Genomic DNA, 18988 nt, shown 5'->3' with positions numbered 1-18988 from the left:
TAATCGATAGGGATAGTATAAGCCAAATAACCGTTCTGGGTCACAGCCGGCGTCGTTTGCGTTTTGCTGGTATTTGTGGAAATAGCGCTATATGGATTGATTGAACTGAATATTATCGTATCGAATTCTTTAAATCTCATTTAACACAGATGAAGGAAGCGATTAAAGATGGTGTCGAGGTGATGGGATATACTTCCTGGGGGCCTATTGATTTAATTAGTGCATCAACATCAGAAATGGTAAAACGCTACGGTTTCATCTATGTTAATCAGGACAATGATGGTAACGGTACACTGGCGCGTTATCGCAAGAAAAGCTTCTACTGGTATCAACATGTGATTGAAACTAACGGTTCTGAACTTTAAACGAATAGTTACGATTAGACGCAGATCTGAACGTAACCGATCGGTTATCTTTCTCTTCTTTGGTTAACAAAATCCATCACTGAGTTCAAATTCATGAAAGACGGCGATGGATGAACGATATTCAAATGAATTAAAAAACCCACAAGGCGAAATTTTTCATCTTGCTTCTCTCAGTTTCATCATGAAGGGTTTTAAAAAATTAACTAAGACTGCACTTGTTAAAATTAAAATGAAGCCTACAATTTGTTGAATTGATGGTATCTCATTTAAAAATGATGAGGCTATTATTACCGTAATTACAGGGGACAACAAAGTAGCATAGCTTGCATACTCAGCACTTTCATTTTGAATGAGATAAAACCATATGTAATAAGCTACAGCATTACCCACAATACCTAAATAAAGAACCGACATTAAACAACGCGGGTCAACAAATGCTTTAGATATTGGTTGCAGTAACTCACCATTCTGAAAAAAAGGATATGTTGCACATACCAATATAGTTGACATCAGCATTTGCCAGAACAGCCTGGCTTTAAATGGAATAGTCGAGACTATCTTTTGTGATATGACTGCCCCAGCCGCCCAGAAAATTGCGCTACATAATATTACTGCTTCACCCAACCCAAACTTCACTTCCTTCAAAATGAATATTATTCCCGTCAGGCATAAAATAAGAGAGAAAAGAGATATGATGTTTACCTTACCAGATATCGCCATAAGAATAAGTGAAGTAAAGCAGGGCATTGTATAGACAAGGATGGTTGCATTAGTCACTGATATATAGTGTAAAGCGATACTGTTTAAGGTTGGGACAAGAAAGACATTTGGAACAGCAATTATGAATATTCTTATAAATGCTGACCTATCGATCATTTTAAAACTTGAAATAATGGTTTTATTAAAAAAAATGAAAATAACCAAACATGACATAAGTGAACCTGCAACCCTAAATGCATAAGGTCCTATTATATCAATGGCGATTTTAGAAACGGGAAAAGACGTTCCCCATATCAAAGCCATAAAAAATGTTAACCACAAGCTCCTTATAGCCATCTAATCTATGCCTTTCCGTATCTTGCTATCACAGACATTCTTTTGTTTTTCTGGTTGACATTAATCATCGACACTAAATGAGGAATCTGAGTTTGAGATGTATCAAACAAAAAAAGTTCACCAAATGTTGGAGTAAGCGTATCTATAACTTTCTTTCTGTTGTGATCGAGGATGTGAGTAAGGCCACCATAATTATGATCCCAATCTTCAGTTATATTAAGAGCTATGCCAATACATCGATTTTAAGTTGATACATAATAAAATCGCTGGCCGAGCCTGTATATTTATCGTAGAAACTTCTACCGCGATAATTATAGTTTTGTGTCAACCATCTAAGTACCGGCCAATTGCGCTCCTCAGAGATTTCTTTTAGTTTCTCAAAAATTTTATCCGCTATTCCCAAACCTCTAAATTTCGGGTTAATAAAAAGATCATCTAAAAATCCCATGTCTTTACCTGAAAGACTGCGAGGGCAAGCTCTAAAATGTGCCAATCCAACATGGCAACCCTCTGAGGTTACTGCTAATAACCCCTCTAATGGATGTGAAGGATCTAATAACCATTGCCATACGGTTTCCTTAATCTCCGAGGACACTGATACTTTGTAAAAATCAGCATATCCTTGGAACAGCTCAAACCAAGCCTTCTTATCACTAGAATCAAGACCTCTTACCGTTATTCCGGAGCTCATTTATAAACCTCACTTAGATTTTCATGTTGGGACTATGCATCATAGGGAAATACACCTTATAGTATAGGATAGATTTGTATCTAAATACATATACTTAATACTAATGTGTGAACTGGATTTGTCGTGAACAAGAAAAAGTGGCCACAGTTTTAGTATCATTCTTTCCATTGGTTTTTCCAAACCCTGATGAAGTTCCTGTATCTAATGCAACTTTCCGAGTATTCATGACTTCACCTCACTTAATATAAATACTTAACGCATAAACTTATAAACAGACAAAGTATGGAGAAAATCAATACAGACTTAACTAAATTGCCCCCCTTTTTTACGGCCATATTGCTGCCAACATGATTGCCAAATACGTTACTAATAACAAGTGGCAGCGCCAGTGTGTAAATAATTTTCCCGGCAATAACAAATGCAACTAAAGCACCCGCATTCGAGGCCAGATTAAATATTTTAGTATTGGCTGATGCCTGAATAAGATTTAACTTTAACAGGTAATGAAAGGCGATGATGAACATGCTGCCGGCGCCAGGGCCAAAGAAACCATCATAAAACCCAACAACAAAACAGGTGATTGATGTTTTAATATAGAATTGTACATTTTGTTCTACCTTTTTATCACCGATAATGTTTTTGTCTTTTGGTATAAGGAATAATATAATTCCTGCGGGAATCAGTAGTAAAAGCAGTTTAGCTACCCACTTTGGGTCTATCAGCAATATGCTATGAGCTCCAGCGTATGCACCAATAAGTGAAAATGGAATACCAATGCCAATGACACCCCAAACCATTTTATGGTCTTTTAAAAAGTTTCTAATTGCAGCTAATGTTCCAAAAGTGCTGACTATTTTTTCTTGCCCAAGAGCCACTTGAGGTGGCATGCCCACAAGTAGAAAACCAGGCACAAGGAATAAACCACCACCGCCGGCAATGCTGTCTACAAACCCGGCGCAGAATGCAATAAGGCATAGTAGTAGTAATGCAAAATACCCGTATTCTTGCCAAAATAGGCCTAATAATTCCATTATATTTTCCCCACTCAAGTCGTGGGACTCAATTTAATTGTTCCTGTATGATGTTTGTATACACAGTTCTATAGAACATTTTCTATAACAGTTCATCGAGCTAACATGAAAGAACTACCCCAGTATGTAAAAATAGCGCAGTTTTTATGTACACCCATTGATAGTGGAACCTTAAAACCGGGAGATAAGCTCCCGTCAATAAGACAAATAGCGCGAGAGCATAAAGTAAGTACGATGACTGCATTACAGGCGATCCGCTTACTTGAAACGAAAGGAAAAATTACTGCTTATCCTCGATCAGGCTATTTTGTCGCAGAAATATTACTTACTGAAAATAAAGAAAAAATTGATTTTTTACCCCTAACGACAGACGAAGATCTCCATCTGTCATTAGTGGGAACCCCTTGTCGGATCAGGTTGGATCTCGCCAATGCCTCAACTGAGCTATATCCGACGGATAAACTAAGCATCATCATGCGGCAGTTGATCTATAAAACACCTGCGTTGCTCGGTGCGCCAGTAAATGGAATGGGATATGAACCCCTCAGGCACCAGATAGCACGCAAAGCATTAGATTATGGTTGTGCTCTTGATATCGATGAAATCATTGTAACCAATGGTTGTATTGAAGCGCTTTCACTGGCGATCAGGGCGACAACTAAACCAGGCGATACCGTTGTCGTCGAGTCACCAACCTATTTCGTTATACTGCAAATGCTACAGAAACTCGGGCGGACTGTTATAGAAATACCAACGACAGAAAGTGGTTTAGATCTAGAACAGTTAGAGAAAGCTATCAATATGCTCAATATTAGAGCAATTATTACCATCCCAAATGCAAATAACCCGATGGGAAGTACGCCGGATGAGCATGCTAAAAAACGCTTGGTTACTCTGGCTGAAAATAATGACATCATCATTATTGAAGACGATATATACGGTGATCTTTGCTACGCTAATAATCGTCCCAAGCCTCTACGTGCTATAAGTAGCAATGTGATCTTGTGTAGTGGGTTTTCCAAAACATTGTCACCAGGCTTTAGGATTGGTTGGGTTGCGGCAGGAAGACATACATCAACATTGTCAGCCATAAAATATACCACAACCATGGGGACAGCCATCTATCCTCAAGCCACCATTGCTGAGTTTCTAAGGTCGGGTAGTTACGATATTCATATAAAAAAATTACGAAAAGCGTTGTCTGTTCAAATAAAACATATACGAGATACTATCACTCAGTATTTCCCTCCAGGTACCACAGTCACTGATCCCAAAGGGGGATTTGTACTATGGGTCACGCTTCCTGAACATACAATAAACACCCGTGAATTATTGAAAAGGGCACGGTTAGAAGGTATCGGAATAGCGCCCGGGGCCATTTTTGCATCGGATAATCGTTTCGATCATGCATTTAGATTGAATGCGGGTTTTGGCTGGAATACGGAAGTGAAAAACGCAATTATCACGTTAGCCGAACTGGTTTGTAATTAAATAGCTTCTGTCGATAGCGGCAGAAGCTATATTGCCGAATAAATTACTCATTGTATCTGGCGGGAATTACTTATAACGAATAGATGATATAAATAAAAATTTTTAATGAGACAATTGACGATGTAGCCAGTATGTATATCCATTGAGCATAGACATCAGGAGTGTTCATGACTTTTTTTATTTATGGTGATACCGAAACTGACTGGTTAAGCAAGCGTGATAAACGAATGGCGGAGGCTATCGCGCGGTTCGGTGTTATTCGCCGTCCGTCCATGCCGGATTTATTCAGCGCACTGGTGACCTATATTGTTGAACAACAGATATCAGTTGCGGCTGCCAGAACGGTGAATCAGCGATTATTAACATTGTGCGATGGCGCATTAACCCCTGAAAGCGTGTACAACCTCAGCCCGGAGGATATTCAGGCATGTGGTATGACCATGAAAAAGGCCCATTACATTCTGGGGGTAGCGCAATCTGCTGTCAGCGGGGCAGTGGATCTGTCGGCGGTTCAGCATATGGATGATCAGGCGGTGATAAAAACCCTGACCACGCTGAACGGTGTCGGCGTCTGGACTGTCGAAATGCTATTGATTTTTTCACTGCGCCGGCCTGATGTGTTGAGCTGGGGGGATCTGGCCATTCAGCGAGGCATGATGCGACTGTATCATCATAAAAAACTGTCCCGGGAGCAATTTGAGCGTTATCGGCGTCGCTACTCCCCCTACGGAACCACTGCGTCGTTCTATCTGTGGGAAATGGCGAAAGAGATACCATAAGAAAACATGGCGGCACGGTAAAACGTTTTCAATAATAAGTGTCGGAATGACGCGCCATCATTCGGCGTTATCGTGGGTAAAATTAAAAAGCAAATAACGGAGTTTATTGTCGTTAGGTGACGGGCATAATCGCCACTATGCGGCCTGATCCGGCTCGTCATTGGCTGGCGATGATGACGATGGCTCCGGTAAATCGGGTATTGATTGTGCACAGGAGAATAGAATGATGAGTGATAACGCATCGTCGCCCGAACCTTGGGAAACGGATGACGCCCGTTGGCAGGCGGTGGTTGAGCGAAACAGTGCGGCTGACGGCAGTTTCGTGTTCGGTGTCACGACGACCGGCGTATATTGTTCGCCATCCGGTGCCGCCCGACTGCCAAAACGCGAAAACGTGGTGTTTTTTGATTCAGATGCCGCGGCAGAAAAGGCTGGTTTTCGCCCTAGCCGACGGTATAAGAGGGGGCAGCCGCCGCTAGATGCCGTTCATGCCGCTAAAATAACCCAGGCGTGTCGCTATATAGCGCAGACCGACGGTGCGGTAAAACTGGCCGACATAGCGACGCATGTCGGTATGAGTGCATTTCATTTTCATCGATTATTCAAAGCGGTCACCGGTTTGACGCCCAGGGCTTTCGCCAGTGCGCATCGAGGCCAGCGTTTGCGTGAAGCATTGGGTAAAACCGGCCGTGTGACGGACGCGATTTTTGATGCGGGGTTTAACACCACTAGCCGATGCTATGAGCAATCCGACGCCATACTGGGCATGTCGCCCAAAACCTGGCAGTCAGGCGGCAAAGGGATGCGTATCTGGTTTGCGGTCGGCGTCTGTTCATTGGGAGATATACTAGTCGCGCAGAGCGAAAAGGGGATTTGCGCCATTCTGTTGGGTGACGAGGCCGAAACGCTGGTTTGTGACTTGCAAGATCAGTTTCCACAGGCCGAATTGATCGGTGGCGATGATGATTTCGAGCAGGTTATCGCCCAGGTGGTGGGGTTTATTGAAGCGCCGGGACGTAATCTGGCTTTGCCGCTGGATATTCGTGGTACCGCTTTTCAATTACGAGTCTGGCAGGCGCTGAAGGATATTCCGCCGGGGACCACCGTGAGTTATAGCGACATCGCTCAGCGCATTGGTTCACCCAAAGCCGTGCGGGCTGTCGCCAGCGCCTGTGCCAACAACCGACTGGCGGTGGCGATCCCATGTCATCGTGTGGTAAGGCGTGATGGTGCTCTGGCGGGATATCGCTGGGGGGTGGAGCGCAAACGCGCGCTGTTGGATAAAGAAGCCCGCGAATTTGTATTATTGCGCTGATGGCCCTGTTTCAGTGCTGTTTGTTCGGCTGGAAGAGGCCTGAATTGAGCTGTTGATTTGCGGCATCAAATTCAAGGTTATTCGCTTGTCTGGCGATTTCATGCATGGCCCGGCAGCGCCGTTATTTTCTCCAGGTTTATCTGCTGTAAAATAGAATAGCGGCGAAATGCTTATCCAGCAGGCTGATGCCGCACTGTACTAGTCCAAGCAGGATGGTCGTGCAAGAGTGACAGTGTTTACGGAGATGCAATCTGATTAACGCCGGTTACTGGTACGTTGCACCGGTAACCGCGACGGGTAAAAATATGTGTGACGGCCGGTAGCCGATCCTTCATTATCTTGAATGGCGCACTCTATGCCAGTTCACCGTGTTAGCGAGCCGGGTTGAGTGAAGCACTGACGTCAGGCATTGACTAAGCGGTAGTCCGGATTTTTATTGCTGGTTAACCTGAATATCAGCGCTGATTCGTTCGCCGAACTTATCAAATACCAGGCACTGCCCGGAATCGAAACCTAACTGCAATTTTTGATAGGGCGTGAAATGAGCATCTCCTGGCAGCAGTATTTTGAAGCCATCATGACCGTGACACTGACCGAACAGATAGGTGTTGTTGCCCAGTCGTTCCACCACTTCACAGTGAAACTCCAGTTGTAACGGCATTGTGCCTGCTGTGGACAGGTGTTCCGGGCGGATACCGAGCGTCACGTTCATGTTGGGCTCTACCTGTTGAGTCCGTATCGCGAGGGTGAGGGTTTTACCGTATTCAATGGTCACGGTGAGCCTCTCGGGTTCCCAGTTCACCACCGTTGCCGGTAGAAAATTCATTTTTGGTGAACCGATAAACCCGGCGACAAATCGATTGTCAGGGTTGTAATACAGGTCCATCGGTGACCCCATTTGTATTACCCGCCCATCGTTCATCACCACAATTTTATCCGCCAGCGTCATCGCTTCAATTTGATCGTGGGTAACATATACCATGGTGGTTTTCAGTTCCTGGTGCAGTTTGGCGATATGCAGACGCATATCAACCCGCAGCTCGGCATCCAGATTGGAGAGTGGTTCATCAAACATGAACACGTTGGGATTACGTACGATGGCGCGACCAATCGCGGTGCGCTGTCGTTGGCCGCCAGAGAGTTGTTTGGGTTTTCTGTCCAGCAAATGGGAGAGTTGCAGTGTTTTGGCAACCATCTCTACCTGATGGCGGATCTCTGCCTTTGGTGTACCGTTGACTTTCAGACCGTATCCCATGTTTTCGGCGACCGTCATATGCGGATACAACGCATAGGACTGAAACACCATTGCCACGCCACGGTGAGCAGGGGCGACATCGTTAACGCATTCATCGCCAATCAGTACCTCTCCTTCGCTAATCTCCTCCAGACCGGCAATCATGCGCAGTAACGTGGATTTGCCGCAGCCCGAAGGACCAACAAATACCGCAAATTCCCCTCCCTCAATATCAAGATTGATATTGTGCAGCGTCACCGTTTTGCCAAAACGTTTGGTGACATTTCTCAGTCTTATGCTGGACATCGGTTGATCCTCGGAACGTTGTCAGTAAATGAGTCGTGTTAGAGAATGAATTACTCTCTTTATGTGATACGTATAACAAAGTTTAATTAATAACTATAACGGCTAAAAAGTCTTTAAAAGACTATAACTTGGCTAGATTTTAAGCCATATCATCGCGTTTCATTTATGCAATCATGATCACACATTGATGATAATTGTATAGATTTAACAGTGTTCTAAGCATAGCGTATAACAACTGAGGGAATGGGTGAGCTCTGTTTAGTTATGTCGTTAGATAGAGCGTTTACGTATAGCTTGAATATCAAAAATATGAACGTGAATCTAAAAAATGTAATACCTTCACAAAGAGGTGAGTGATGAAAATCAAAAAAATAACCGCTCTGCTCCTGACCGCGCTGGTGGCGGGCCAATATTCCACTTTCGCCGCTGCAGCGGCAAGCCGGCAATTAACGGTGTGGGAGGACATAAAGAAGTCTGTTGGCATAAAACAGGCCGTTAGTGATTTCGAAAAACAGTACAACGTGAAAGTCAATATGCAGGAAATGCCTTATGCACAACAGATTGAGAAGCTGCGTTTGGATGGCCCGGCAGGCATTGGCCCAGATGTGCTGGTGATCCCTAACGATCAGCTCGGTTCTGCGGTCGTGCAAGGATTGCTCTCACCACTGACGGTCGACAAAGCGGAAGTCTCCGCCTTCACGCCGTCGTCCATCCATGCCTTTACCATGAACAACCGGTTGTACGGTATTCCCAAGGCGGTAGAGACATTGGTGCTGATCTATAACAAGAATCTGTTGCCTAAGCCGTTGGCTACGTTGGATGACTATTACCGCTTCTCCAAAAAACAGCGGGCGGAAAATCGATACGGTTTGCTGGCGAAATTCGATCAGCTTTATTACAGCTGGGGCGTCATGGCGTCGATGGGCGGCTACATCTTTGGCAAAGACAGCAAAGGTGGATTGAATACTCTGGACATCGGTCTCAACACCCCAGGCAGCGTGGCGGCAGTCAACAGTCTGAAAAAATTCTATACCGATGGGTTATTTCCCAGAGGGATCATCGGTGACAGTGGTCTTAATGCCATTGACTCTCTGTTTACCGAGAAAAAGGTGGCAGCGGTGATCAATGGGCCGTGGGCGTTTCAGCCTTACGCCGACGCCGGTATTAATTATGGTGTTGCGCCGCTACCGAAACTGGCCAATGGCAAGCCGATGAACTCTTTTCTGGGGGTGAAAGGTTACGTGGTGTCCACCTGGAGCAAGGACAAGGTGTTGGCGCAGCAATTCATTACGTTTATCAATCAGCCTGAGTATGTGAAAACCCGTTATCAACTGACTAAAGAGATCCCGCCACTGGTAGCGATGATTAATGACCCACTCATTAAAAATGATCAGCGGGCCAGCGCCGTCGCTATTCAGGCCAGTTTGGCGACCGCCATGCCCAGCGTACCCGAAATGCAGGAAGTCTGGGGCCCGGCCAACGCCGCACTGCAATTGAGCATGACCGGTAAACAGGCACCTAAGGCCGCGCTGGACGATGCGGTGAAGCAAATCAAGATGCAAATTGAGGCGATGAAAGCCAGCAATCAGTAACTCCGGCCTCTGCTTATTCTGAACGGGAGGGCGGCTCCCGTCATAAAGAAGGAACAGTTTGTGATTATCACTCCCAGTGAAAAGTTAACCGTTGTTAAGGGTCGGTGTCACCATGCAGTGGTCGCATTGCTGTTTGCCCTAATCCCCGGTTTCGGTCAGTTCTATCACCGGCAGTGGGCGAAAGGGCTCATTTTCCTGGTTCTGCTTAGCAGCTTTATCGGCGTGTTTCATGACTTTCTCATGGAAGGGATGTGGGGTCTGTATACGCTTGGCGAGCAAGTGCCACGGGATAACTCCATTTTTTTGTTGGCGAAGGGCATTATCAGCCTGTTGATCATCGTGTTCGGGTTGGCGGTTTACGCTCTGTCACTGCGTGATGCCTGGGTCAATGGGCAGAAACGGGATGAGGGGGTGGCGCTTAACAGCGTGCGGCAGCAATATCAGATATTGCTGAGTGAGGGTTTCCCGTATCTGATGATTACGCCGGGGTTTATCCTGCTGGTTTTTGTGGTGATCTTTCCTATTCTGTTTGGTTTTTCGATTGCTTTTACCAATTACAATCTGTACCACACCCCGCCAGCAAAGCTGGTGGATTGGGTCGGTCTCAGGAACTTCGTCAACATTTTTACCTTGTCTATCTGGCGGTCCACCTTTCTGGATGTGTTGCAGTGGACCGTGGTCTGGACGCTGCTGGCCACCACGCTACAGTGTAGTGTAGGCGTGTTGCTGGCCATTTTGGTCAATCAAAAGGATTTGCGATTTAAGCCCTTGATCCGCACCATTTTTATCCTGCCGTGGGCGGTGCCGGGTTTCGTCACTATTCTGGTATTTGCCGGCATGTTCAATGACTCTTTCGGTGTCATCAATAATGCTATTCTGGCGTTTTTCGGTATTGCCCCCAAAGCCTGGCTGACCGATCCGTTTTGGACTAAAACTGCACTGATCATGATGCAGACCTGGCTCGGTTTCCCGTTTGTGTTCGCCATGACCACTGGCGTGTTGCAGGCCATTCCAGAGGATTTGTACGAAGCGGCGACCATGGATGGCGCGAGTGTCTGGACCAAGTTAAAAACCATTACACTGCCGTTGGTACTCTACTCCATTGCACCGATCATCATTACGCAATACACCTTCAACTTTAACAATTTCAACATCATCTACCTGTTTAACAATGGCGGCCCGGCGGTAGTCGGTTCCAACGCCGGAGGCACGGATATCCTGGTCTCCTGGATCTACAAACTGACCATGTCTTCTTCGCAGTACGCCATTGCCGCCACCATCACCATTCTGCTGTCCATTTTTGTGGTCGGTTTGGCATTGTGGCAATTCCGTGCCACCCGTTCATTCAAAAATGATGATATGGCTTAAGGGGATAACCATGGCAATGTCGAAGAGCATCAAAAAAGAGAAGTGGGTGCGGCTGTCCCTTTCCTGGCTACTGATTCTGCTGGTGTCGGTGATTATCATCTACCCGCTGGTGTGGACCATCGGGGCATCACTGAATGCCGGCAACAGCCTGCTAAGCAGCTCTATCATCCCGGAAAATCTCTCGTTTCAGCACTATGCCGACCTGTTCAACGGCCAGGTTAGCTACCTGACATGGTATTGGAATTCGATGAAGATCAGCGTGCTGACCATGATACTGACGCTGATCAGTGTCAGTTTTACCGCCTACGCATTTTCCCGTTTTCGCTTCAAAGGCCGGCAAAACGGTCTGATGCTGTTTCTACTGCTGCAAATGATCCCACAGTTTTCTGCGTTGATTGCCATTTTTGTCCTGTCCCAGTTACTGGGGTTGATCAATAGCCACCTGGCATTGGTGCTGATTTATGTGGCCGGCATGATTCCGATGAACACCTATCTGATGAAAGGTTATCTGGATGCAATCCCGAGGGATCTGGATGAGTCGGCACGCATGGACGGCGCCGGGAATTTCCGTATCTTTGTGGAGATCATCATGCCACTTTCCAAGCCGATTATCGCTGTAGTGGCACTGTTTTCCTTCACCGGCCCATTAGGTGACTTCATTCTTTCCAGCACCATTTTGCGGACACCGGATCAATATACTTTGCCGATCGGTCTGTACAACCTGGTGTCCGAGAAAATGGGGGCCAGTTACACCACCTATGCGACGGGCGCGGTACTGATCGCCGTACCGGTCGCTATTTTATACCTGGCCTTGCAAAAATATTTTGTATCCGGCCTGACCTCTGGCAGTACCAAAGGATAATGTCATGAATACAAGTACGCTGGCGTTTTTAGGGTTTTGTCTCGCATTAGCCTCCGCGGCCCCGGCAGTGGCGGCTGATCCGATAGTAATCACACCGCTGCGCAATGAACCCGCCGGGTTTATTAAAGGCGTGGATATTTCCACATTGGCCGATGTCGAGCAGCATGGTGGCACGTTCTACGATGAGCATCACGTCCGGCAGGATCCACTGGTTATTCTCCGGCACAACGGCGTGAATTATGTCCGTCTGCGGTTGTGGGTCGATCCGAAGGACCGTGCTGGTAACCCGTATGGCGGGGGCAACAATGATCTCGCCACCACACTGGCGCTGGCAAAGCGCGCCAAGGCGCAAGGGATGAAGTTGCTACTGGATTTTCATTACAGCGATTTCTGGACCGATCCCGGTAAACAGTACAAGCCCAAGGCCTGGCAGGGGATGGGATATGAACAATTGAAAACGGCGATTCATGACTATACCCGCGACACCATCGCCACCTTCAAACAGCAGGGAGTGCTGCCGGATATGGTGCAAATCGGCAATGAGATTAACGGCGGCATATTGTGGCCGGAAGGCAAAAGCTGGGGGCAGGGTGGCGGTGAATTTGATCGTTTGGCTGGACTGTTGAACGCCGCGATAAGTGGTCTGCGGGAAAATCTGACCTCACCATCACAGGTGAAAATCATGCTGCATCTGGCTGAGGGAACCAAGAATGACACCTTCCGCTGGTGGTTCGATGAAATCACCCGGCGCCATGTACCGTTCGATGTTATCGGCCTGTCAATGTACACCTATTGGAATGGCCCGATCAGTGCGCTGAAAGCCAATATGGATGATATCAGCACGCGCTACGGTAAGGACGTGATTGTAGTGGAAGCCGCTTATGGTTACACCCTGGCAAATTGCGATGATACCGAAAACAGTTTTACCGCCAAAGAGGCAAAGGCCGGTGGCTATCCGGCAACGGTTCAGGGGCAGAGCGATTTCATTCACGATTTAATGCAAAGCATTATTGATGTGCCTAATGGGCGCGGTAAAGGGATGTTTTATTGGGAACCAACCTGGATTGCGGTGCCGGGTGCCGGGTGGGCAACGCCAGCGGGCATGAAATATATCCATGATAAATGGAAAGAGGGAAATGCCAGGGAGAATCAAGCCTTGTTTGATTGCCGGGGAAACGTCTTACCTTCCGTCAAGGTATTTAATTGATTCTGCACAACATCGTTATACCCGTCATCTTTCACGTTGCAGGTGTGGTGTCTCTCCCTTGGTTAAGCGCCCTCTTTGACTTGCGCCGGCTCCTGGGCATTTTCGCAGTCGGCACCTTCCTGCAACTCGAAATCTATTGGTAAATACAGAAATTCAGTGGTCAATATTCAAGAGGTTGTAATGAATAAATTTCCTCCTTTAAGTGCAAAGGTTGCTGGCTTATTACATGGAGCAGACTATAACCCGGAGCAATGGATTAATTATCCGGGGATAATTGAACAAGATATTCAAATGATGAAGCAGGCTAATTGTAATGTCATGTCGGTGGGGATTTTCAGTTGGTCAATGCTGGAACCGGAAGAGGGAAAATATCAATTCGACTGGCTGGATGATGTGCTGGATAAATTGGATGCCGCCGGTATTCGGGTCTTTTTGGCCACGCCCAGTGGCGCCAGGCCGGCGTGGATGTCGCAGAAATACCCTGAAGTGCTGCGCGTGGGGCGTGACCGGGTGCAGGCATTGCATGGCGGTCGGCATAATCATTGCCTATCGTCACCGGTTTATCGCCGTAAGGTCAATGCTATCAACCACCAGCTGGCACATCGCTATGCGTACCATCCAGCGGTGATTGGCTGGCATATTTCCAATGAATATAGTGGCGAATGCCATTGCAGCCGTTGTCAGGATAATTTTCGTCACTGGTTACAGCTGCGATATCAGACGCTGGACAAGCTGAACGACGCCTGGTGGAGCACGTTCTGGAGTCATACTTATAGCGACTGGTCACAGATTGAATCACCGGCACCGCAGGGTGAGGTGTCCATCCATGGTTTAAATCTGGACTGGCGGCGTTTTTGTAGTACACAGGCCACCGATTTCTGTGCACAGGAAATCGTCCCGCTGAAAGCGGTTAACCCGAATCTGCCCGCCACCACTAATTTTATGGAGTATTTCTACGATTACGATTACTGGCAGTTGGCGCAGGTGATTGATTTTATCTCCTGGGACAGTTACCCGCAGTGGCATAGCCAGCCGGATGAAACGGAACTGGCTTGCTACACGGCCATGTACCATGATCTGATGCGTACGTTGAAGCAAGGAAAACCGTTTGTGTTGATGGAATCGAGTCCGAGCGTCACCAACTGGCAACCAATCAGCAAGCTGAAGAGACCCGGTATGCATATTCTTTCTTCATTGCAGGCGGTGGCACACGGTGCGGATTCTATCCAATACTTCCAGTGGCGGAAAAGTCGCGGTTCGGTGGAAAAATTTCACGGTGCGGTGATTGATCATTCTGGTCGCCTTGATACCCGGGTCGGGCAGGAAGTCAGTGAGCTGGGTCGCCTGTTGGGTGTTATGGCCCCGGTGGCGGGTAGCCGGATTGACGCTCGTGTGGCTATCATTTTTGATTGGGAAAGTCGTTGGGCAATGGATGATGCGCAAGGGCCGCGCAACCATGGGTTGTATTATGAGAAGACCGTGGTGGAGCATTATCGCCCCTTCTGGGAACAGGGCATCGCCGTGGATATCATGAACGCCGATTGTGATCTCAGTGGTTATACGCTGGTGATTGCCCCCATGCTGTACATGGTACGTGACGGGTTTGCCAAAAACGTCGAAGACTTTGTCAGGCAAGGCGGGCAGTTTGTCGCTACCTATTGGAGTGGGATCGTCAATGAGACCGACCTGTGTCATCTTGGCGGTTTCCCCGGTCCTTTGCGTCCGCTGCTGGGTATCTGGGCAGAGGAGATCGATTGTCTGAAAGAGGGTGAAACCAATAGTGTTAATAGCACACCTGGCAATACGTTAGGGCTACAAGGGGCCTGGTCGGCGCGCCACCTGTGTGAATTGCTTCATCTTGAGGGGGCGACGGCGCTGGCGACTTACGGCAGTGATTTTTATGCCGGGCGTCCCGCTGTGACGGTCAACCAGTTCGGCGCGGGTGAGGCTTGGTATGTGGCCTCACGCAATGATGCGGCGTTCCAACGCGATTTCTTCGGCGCACTGGCGGCAAAGCTCAATCTGCCTCGTGCACTGGAAACCGTGCTACCTTATAGTGTTACGGCACAGCGACGAACGGATGGTGAGCGTGAGTTCGTTATTGTGCAGAATTTCAGTGATGAGATGAAAACGCTATCCTTGCCGACGGGTTATGCAGATATGGCGAATGGAAAGGCGTTGTCGGGCATGATCACTTTACTGCCATGGGGTTACCGTATTTTATCCCGTTATCTGGCATAGGTTGGTCTTTATGGATTGCGCCCGTTCTATTGAGCGGGCGTTTTTGTTTTTACATGATATGAGGAAATAATAATGGTAAATTTGAAATCTTTTATCAACTATTTTTCCCACCCCAAAAAAATGGTGGAAGATAGTGATATTGACAACCAGTATCTGGAGAAATTAATACAACACTTTGGCGGAAGAGAGAACATAAAATATGTGGATGCCTGTGTTACGCGGCTGCGTGTTACCGTTAATGACCTGTCTATGGTGGATTCTGGCGGGTTGCAGAAATCGGGAGCATTAGGCGTAATTATTATTGGTCAGGAGGTCCATGCCGTATTTGGTACTCAATCGGATAATCTACGTAAGTTACTTGAAACGCGTTTTTCTATTAATGATTAAGAATAAAAAATATTGATAACCACCTCGAGTGGTTATCAATAAATGAATTTATATCCGCTAGCCTGAAATCTATTTTGCATATATAAAACACATTGCCAGCAATAGTAAAACTCAGTTGCTGAGGGAAGTAATGTACAATTAATTTCAGTATGAAATGTTGCGGTTTATTCTATTTTATTTTTATTACCACCATGCTTCCACCTGTACACCAAAATTCCAGGTATTGCTGGCAGTGCCATCCTGGAATGATTGACCCTGCTCAGAATCATTCAGGTACGAGGCAAAGATGCGTAATTCCGGACGTGACATGAACGCTGGTCCATCTGCTAACCCCAGAGCAATGGTGTATTTCTCACCACCCTGTTTGTACTGACTGCCATCCTTGTGGTCATCTTTCTGGTAGAAGACGCCGACTTCGCCGATAGCGCGGACATAATCGGTGAATTGATACTGTGCACGACCAACCAGCGAGATCAAACGGCTTTTATCGATTTGAGCGCTGATATTGTTTGCCGAACCATAGGTCAATACGTGGTTGAGCGAGAATTTATCGGTAATCGGAACCAGGCCGGTATTGATCACCCGGTAGCCGGTGGCATCATCAGTGGTGTTCCAGACGTCATACCAGCCTCCGCCTTGAGACACCATATTTTGCGCCAGACCTTTGGTGGCATACTGCAACACGATCTTGTCATAGCCACCCAACATGTCCTGACTGATTTCACTGGTGAGCATCACGCCATTCTTGGCGTCGTACAGGCCACCATACTCTTTCTGTTTTTTGGTCGGATTAGGCATGGCGTAATCAATGCCAAATTCTGTCCAGGCGCCAGACCAGGGTTTCCAACCGGCATAGCGCAGGTCGAGATAGTTGATGTTGAGGTCGTTATCGTTATTTACCCGGTAGTCCACATCATTGCCATCACCCCGGATCCAGGCCACTGAAACCGCGCCAGGACCAAAGGACAAATTTTCTACGCCCGCGCCCGCACCAGAGATATTCCAGTATTTAGTATCAATGATGTGCAGATCGTGGCGTTGGTAATAGCGTTTGCCGCCCCAGATCACCGCGTTTGGATCGCCAGGGATCAGACCTTTGATCTGTAAATTAAGCTGGCGGAGCCCGAACTGAGCGTTATCGCCAATAGTGGTTTCATTGTCAGTAGCACCGTTAGACACCATGCTGACCATACTGTCCACATAGAAACTGACATCATTTTTTTTGTAAACCTCACTGCCCAGCTCAACTTCGCCATAGGTGTCGGATTCATTTCCCAGACGACCTACCTTGTTTTTTTGCCACTCCTCCAGGCTGCCATTACGCGAGACACCCACACCAGATCGCAAATAGCCGTGGAAATCAATGGCAAACAGAGAAGGGGAAGTGAGCGTCACTGCAATAGCGACGGATAGGGTACGCAACGTCATATTCATGTATGCCTCTTTATATTTGTAATACGTTCACATTTAAAAGGCTATGAAAGGACTAATTTACATAACAAACAATTCTCTTATCAATTTATTGTGATTTAATGCAAATAAAACAGCGATATTTGTAATGATAAGTGAAGTTGATCACTTATTCTAATATGTGAACGAGTAACTTTTAAGGTGGTTTTTTGGCGTATTGTAACGATAACTATGTTGGCGGCGGAGCGCCTGTTACAATTAAACCATCACTATTGCAGGGAGCGGACTATGAAGTCGAAAAGCAGTACGTTAGAGGATGTCGCTCGTCATGCCGGCGTATCTTACCAGACGGTTTCCCGGGTGCTGAACAAGTCTGCCAATGTATCAGAATCCACGCGCCGCAAGGTCGAGCAGTCTATTGAGCTATTAAGGTATGTGCCGAATCGTCTGGCGCAACAACTGGTAGGTAAACGCAGTCGGACGTTGGGGCTGGTGACGATTTCACTGGCGTTGCATGCGCCATCCCAGGTGGCGGCAGCGGTAAAACGTTACGCGAATGTTGAAGGGTATCTGGTGTTGATTTCAATGATTGATGAGAACGTCAACCATGCTATCCAGGACTCCATCAATGAACTTAAGTCCCAACTGGTGGAGAAGGTTATCATCAACGTCCCACTGGAAACGGTGGCGGCGGAAAAAATCGCTGCGGACAATGACGATATCATCTGTCTGTTTCTGGATGTAGACCCTTATAGCTCGGTGTTCAACGTTTCCTTCAATCCAGCGGATGGCACCCGCGCCAGCGTGAAGTATCTCTATGAGTTGGGGCACCGTGATATCGCGCTGTTGGCTGGTCCCCAGCACTCTATTTCAGCCAATCTGCGGCTGAAAAACTGGCAGGAGACGCTGCATGATTACGGACTGAATCCTGTTACGGTGTTGCATGGTAACTGGGATGCGCAAAGTGGTTATGCGGGGGCGCTACAAATGATGCGGGAAACACCGCACTTCTCGGCGGTGCTGGTGGGTAATGATCAGATGTCACTTGGTGTATTGAGTGCTTTCCACCAACATCAATTGTCTATTCCCGGAGAGAAATCAGTAATTGGTTACGATAATACCTATGAAAGCGCGTTCTTTTATCCGGCATTAACCACCGTATCGCTGGATCTGGACTTGCAAGGCAGAGAAGCGGTGAGACGAGTGCTTGGGGTCAATGAGGACGACGCACAGCGCTCGTCGTCGATCCTGCCGGCAAAACTGGTGATACGTAACTCGACCGGGCCGCAGGTTCATGATGACAATAACTTGCAACAGATTGCAGATGAATTGCGAGCGCTCGCTCAAAAGATAAGCCAGATTGGTGTTTGAGTGCCGGACGTGATACCTGCCAATCATGCCTGGAAAGGATTCCAGGCTGAGTCAGATAACGCCCTGCTTTGATAGAGTTGGCGTTTTTTAACCTACCTGCTCCGACAGAATATTCAATGGTCGGACATTTTATCTACTATACTTAAATTCGCTTTACTTTTAGTCACCTCCGCTCATGACGTGAGCGAATTCGAGCGGATGTTCGCACTCTCATAACTTTATTAAAGCACTGATACTCCTGTACCCATAAGGTTTGTCAGCTTTTTTGACGTTACTTTCAAT

The 18988-nt window shown here is 47.0% G+C and carries 16 protein-coding genes and 1 pseudogene; 11 read left to right on the top strand and 6 right to left on the bottom strand.

Annotated elements, in window-relative coordinates; translation table 11 throughout:
* Positions 1 to 113: 113 nt before the first annotated feature.
* Positions 114 to 365, top strand: a pseudogene (locus PCO85_14660) (family 1 glycosylhydrolase).
* 156 nt (positions 366 to 521) lie between these two features.
* On the opposite strand, the gene PCO85_14655 reads toward PCO85_14660, so the two are convergent.
* From PCO85_14655 to PCO85_14640, 4 genes are all read right to left on the bottom strand, one after another.
* The gene (locus PCO85_14655; GenBank protein ID WJV52467.1) at positions 522 to 1421 is read right to left on the bottom strand and encodes a DMT family transporter; all 900 of its coding nucleotides are present in this window, start codon (positions 1419 to 1421) and stop codon (positions 522 to 524) included.
* A 5-nt stretch (positions 1422 to 1426) separates the two neighbouring features.
* Positions 1427 to 1636 carry a 2OG-Fe(II) oxygenase family protein gene (locus PCO85_14650; protein WJV56095.1) on the bottom strand — a complete coding sequence of 70 codons (210 nt, stop codon included), beginning with the start codon at positions 1634 to 1636 and terminating at the stop codon, positions 1427 to 1429.
* An 8-nt stretch (positions 1637 to 1644) separates the two neighbouring features.
* Complete coding sequence (locus PCO85_14645) at positions 1645 to 2112, bottom strand: GNAT family N-acetyltransferase (protein ID WJV52466.1); 468 nt, start codon at positions 2110 to 2112, stop codon at positions 1645 to 1647.
* A gap of 239 nt (positions 2113 to 2351) precedes the next feature.
* Positions 2352 to 3143, bottom strand: coding sequence for a TSUP family transporter (locus PCO85_14640; GenBank protein ID WJV52465.1), 792 nt, complete (start codon positions 3141 to 3143; stop codon positions 2352 to 2354).
* 105 nt (positions 3144 to 3248) lie between these two features.
* Here PCO85_14640 and PCO85_14635 point away from each other — a divergent pair, with 105 nt between their 5' ends.
* The 3 genes from PCO85_14635 to ada all read left to right on the top strand — a co-directional run bounded on the left by PCO85_14635 (position 3249) and on the right by ada (position 6728).
* The gene (locus PCO85_14635) at positions 3249 to 4634 is read left to right on the top strand and encodes a PLP-dependent aminotransferase family protein (GenBank protein ID WJV52464.1); all 1386 of its coding nucleotides are present in this window, start codon (positions 3249 to 3251) and stop codon (positions 4632 to 4634) included.
* 167 nt (positions 4635 to 4801) lie between these two features.
* Positions 4802 to 5413, top strand: coding sequence for a DNA-3-methyladenine glycosylase (locus tag PCO85_14630; GenBank protein ID WJV52463.1), 612 nt, complete (start codon positions 4802 to 4804; stop codon positions 5411 to 5413).
* A 223-nt stretch (positions 5414 to 5636) separates the two neighbouring features.
* A complete protein-coding gene (gene ada, locus PCO85_14625) occupies positions 5637 to 6728 on the top strand; it encodes a bifunctional DNA-binding transcriptional regulator/O6-methylguanine-DNA methyltransferase Ada (GenBank protein WJV52462.1) in 1092 nt (363 codons plus the stop codon).
* A 433-nt stretch (positions 6729 to 7161) separates the two neighbouring features.
* On the opposite strand, the gene PCO85_14620 is transcribed toward ada, so the two are convergent.
* Positions 7162 to 8268 (bottom strand): ABC transporter ATP-binding protein, encoded by a 1107-nt coding sequence (locus PCO85_14620; protein WJV52461.1) that lies wholly within the window; start codon positions 8266 to 8268, stop codon positions 7162 to 7164.
* Between the two features lie 356 nt (positions 8269 to 8624).
* On the opposite strand from PCO85_14620, the gene PCO85_14615 reads away from it, so the two are divergent.
* The 6 genes from PCO85_14615 to PCO85_14590 all read left to right on the top strand — a co-directional run bounded on the left by PCO85_14615 (position 8625) and on the right by PCO85_14590 (position 15925).
* Positions 8625 to 9860, top strand: a complete 1236-nt coding sequence (locus PCO85_14615) for an extracellular solute-binding protein (GenBank protein WJV52460.1) — start codon at positions 8625 to 8627, stop codon at positions 9858 to 9860.
* Positions 9861 to 9926: 66 nt separating this feature from the next.
* Entirely contained in the window at positions 9927 to 11228 is a 1302-nt protein-coding gene (locus PCO85_14610) for a sugar ABC transporter permease (protein WJV56094.1), read from the top strand.
* Between the two features lie 10 nt (positions 11229 to 11238).
* Positions 11239 to 12090 (top strand): sugar ABC transporter permease, encoded by an 852-nt coding sequence (locus tag PCO85_14605; GenBank protein WJV52459.1) that lies wholly within the window; start codon positions 11239 to 11241, stop codon positions 12088 to 12090.
* A gap of 4 nt (positions 12091 to 12094) precedes the next feature.
* Entirely contained in the window at positions 12095 to 13297 is a 1203-nt protein-coding gene (locus PCO85_14600; GenBank protein ID WJV52458.1) for an arabinogalactan endo-beta-1,4-galactanase, read from the top strand.
* A 180-nt stretch (positions 13298 to 13477) separates the two neighbouring features.
* Complete coding sequence (locus PCO85_14595; GenBank protein WJV52457.1) at positions 13478 to 15538, top strand: beta-galactosidase; 2061 nt, start codon at positions 13478 to 13480, stop codon at positions 15536 to 15538.
* 72 nt (positions 15539 to 15610) lie between these two features.
* A complete protein-coding gene (locus tag PCO85_14590; GenBank protein WJV52456.1) occupies positions 15611 to 15925 on the top strand; it encodes a PTS transporter subunit EIIB in 315 nt (104 codons plus the stop codon).
* Positions 15926 to 16108: 183 nt separating this feature from the next.
* Here PCO85_14590 and PCO85_14585 read toward each other — a convergent pair whose 3' ends face one another.
* A complete protein-coding gene (locus tag PCO85_14585; protein WJV52455.1) occupies positions 16109 to 17359 on the bottom strand; it encodes a maltoporin in 1251 nt (416 codons plus the stop codon).
* A gap of 264 nt (positions 17360 to 17623) precedes the next feature.
* Here PCO85_14585 and PCO85_14580 point away from each other — a divergent pair, with 264 nt between their 5' ends.
* Positions 17624 to 18706, top strand: coding sequence for a LacI family DNA-binding transcriptional regulator (locus PCO85_14580; protein WJV52454.1), 1083 nt, complete (start codon positions 17624 to 17626; stop codon positions 18704 to 18706).
* Positions 18707 to 18988: the final 282 nt, after the last annotated feature.

The organism is Prodigiosinella aquatilis, from assembly GCA_030388725.1.
Classification (GTDB): domain Bacteria; phylum Pseudomonadota; class Gammaproteobacteria; order Enterobacterales; family Enterobacteriaceae; genus Prodigiosinella; species Prodigiosinella aquatilis.
This window is presented reverse-complemented; position numbering and strand designations above follow the sequence as displayed.

What these genes read in the sequence shown, in the direction of transcription:
- PCO85_14595 (WJV52457.1), top strand. Translation starts at nt 13,478, where the DNA reads ATGAATAAATTTCCTCCTTTAAGTGCAAAGGTTGCTGGCTTATTACAT.
- PCO85_14655 (WJV52467.1), bottom strand. Translation starts at nt 1,421, where the DNA reads ATGGCTATAAGGAGCTTGTGGTTAACATTTTTTATGGCTTTGATATGG.
- PCO85_14645 (WJV52466.1), bottom strand. Translation starts at nt 2,112, where the DNA reads ATGAGCTCCGGAATAACGGTAAGAGGTCTTGATTCTAGTGATAAGAAG.
- PCO85_14640 (WJV52465.1), bottom strand. Translation starts at nt 3,143, where the DNA reads ATGGAATTATTAGGCCTATTTTGGCAAGAATACGGGTATTTTGCATTA.
- PCO85_14635 (WJV52464.1), top strand. Translation starts at nt 3,249, where the DNA reads ATGAAAGAACTACCCCAGTATGTAAAAATAGCGCAGTTTTTATGTACA.
- PCO85_14605 (WJV52459.1), top strand. Translation starts at nt 11,239, where the DNA reads ATGGCAATGTCGAAGAGCATCAAAAAAGAGAAGTGGGTGCGGCTGTCC.
- PCO85_14630 (WJV52463.1), top strand. Translation starts at nt 4,802, where the DNA reads ATGACTTTTTTTATTTATGGTGATACCGAAACTGACTGGTTAAGCAAG.
- PCO85_14585 (WJV52455.1), bottom strand. Translation starts at nt 17,359, where the DNA reads ATGAATATGACGTTGCGTACCCTATCCGTCGCTATTGCAGTGACGCTC.
- PCO85_14615 (WJV52460.1), top strand. Translation starts at nt 8,625, where the DNA reads ATGAAAATCAAAAAAATAACCGCTCTGCTCCTGACCGCGCTGGTGGCG.
- ada (WJV52462.1), top strand. Translation starts at nt 5,637, where the DNA reads ATGATGAGTGATAACGCATCGTCGCCCGAACCTTGGGAAACGGATGAC.
- PCO85_14620 (WJV52461.1), bottom strand. Translation starts at nt 8,268, where the DNA reads ATGTCCAGCATAAGACTGAGAAATGTCACCAAACGTTTTGGCAAAACG.
- PCO85_14600 (WJV52458.1), top strand. Translation starts at nt 12,095, where the DNA reads ATGAATACAAGTACGCTGGCGTTTTTAGGGTTTTGTCTCGCATTAGCC.
- PCO85_14580 (WJV52454.1), top strand. Translation starts at nt 17,624, where the DNA reads ATGAAGTCGAAAAGCAGTACGTTAGAGGATGTCGCTCGTCATGCCGGC.
- PCO85_14590 (WJV52456.1), top strand. Translation starts at nt 15,611, where the DNA reads ATGGTAAATTTGAAATCTTTTATCAACTATTTTTCCCACCCCAAAAAA.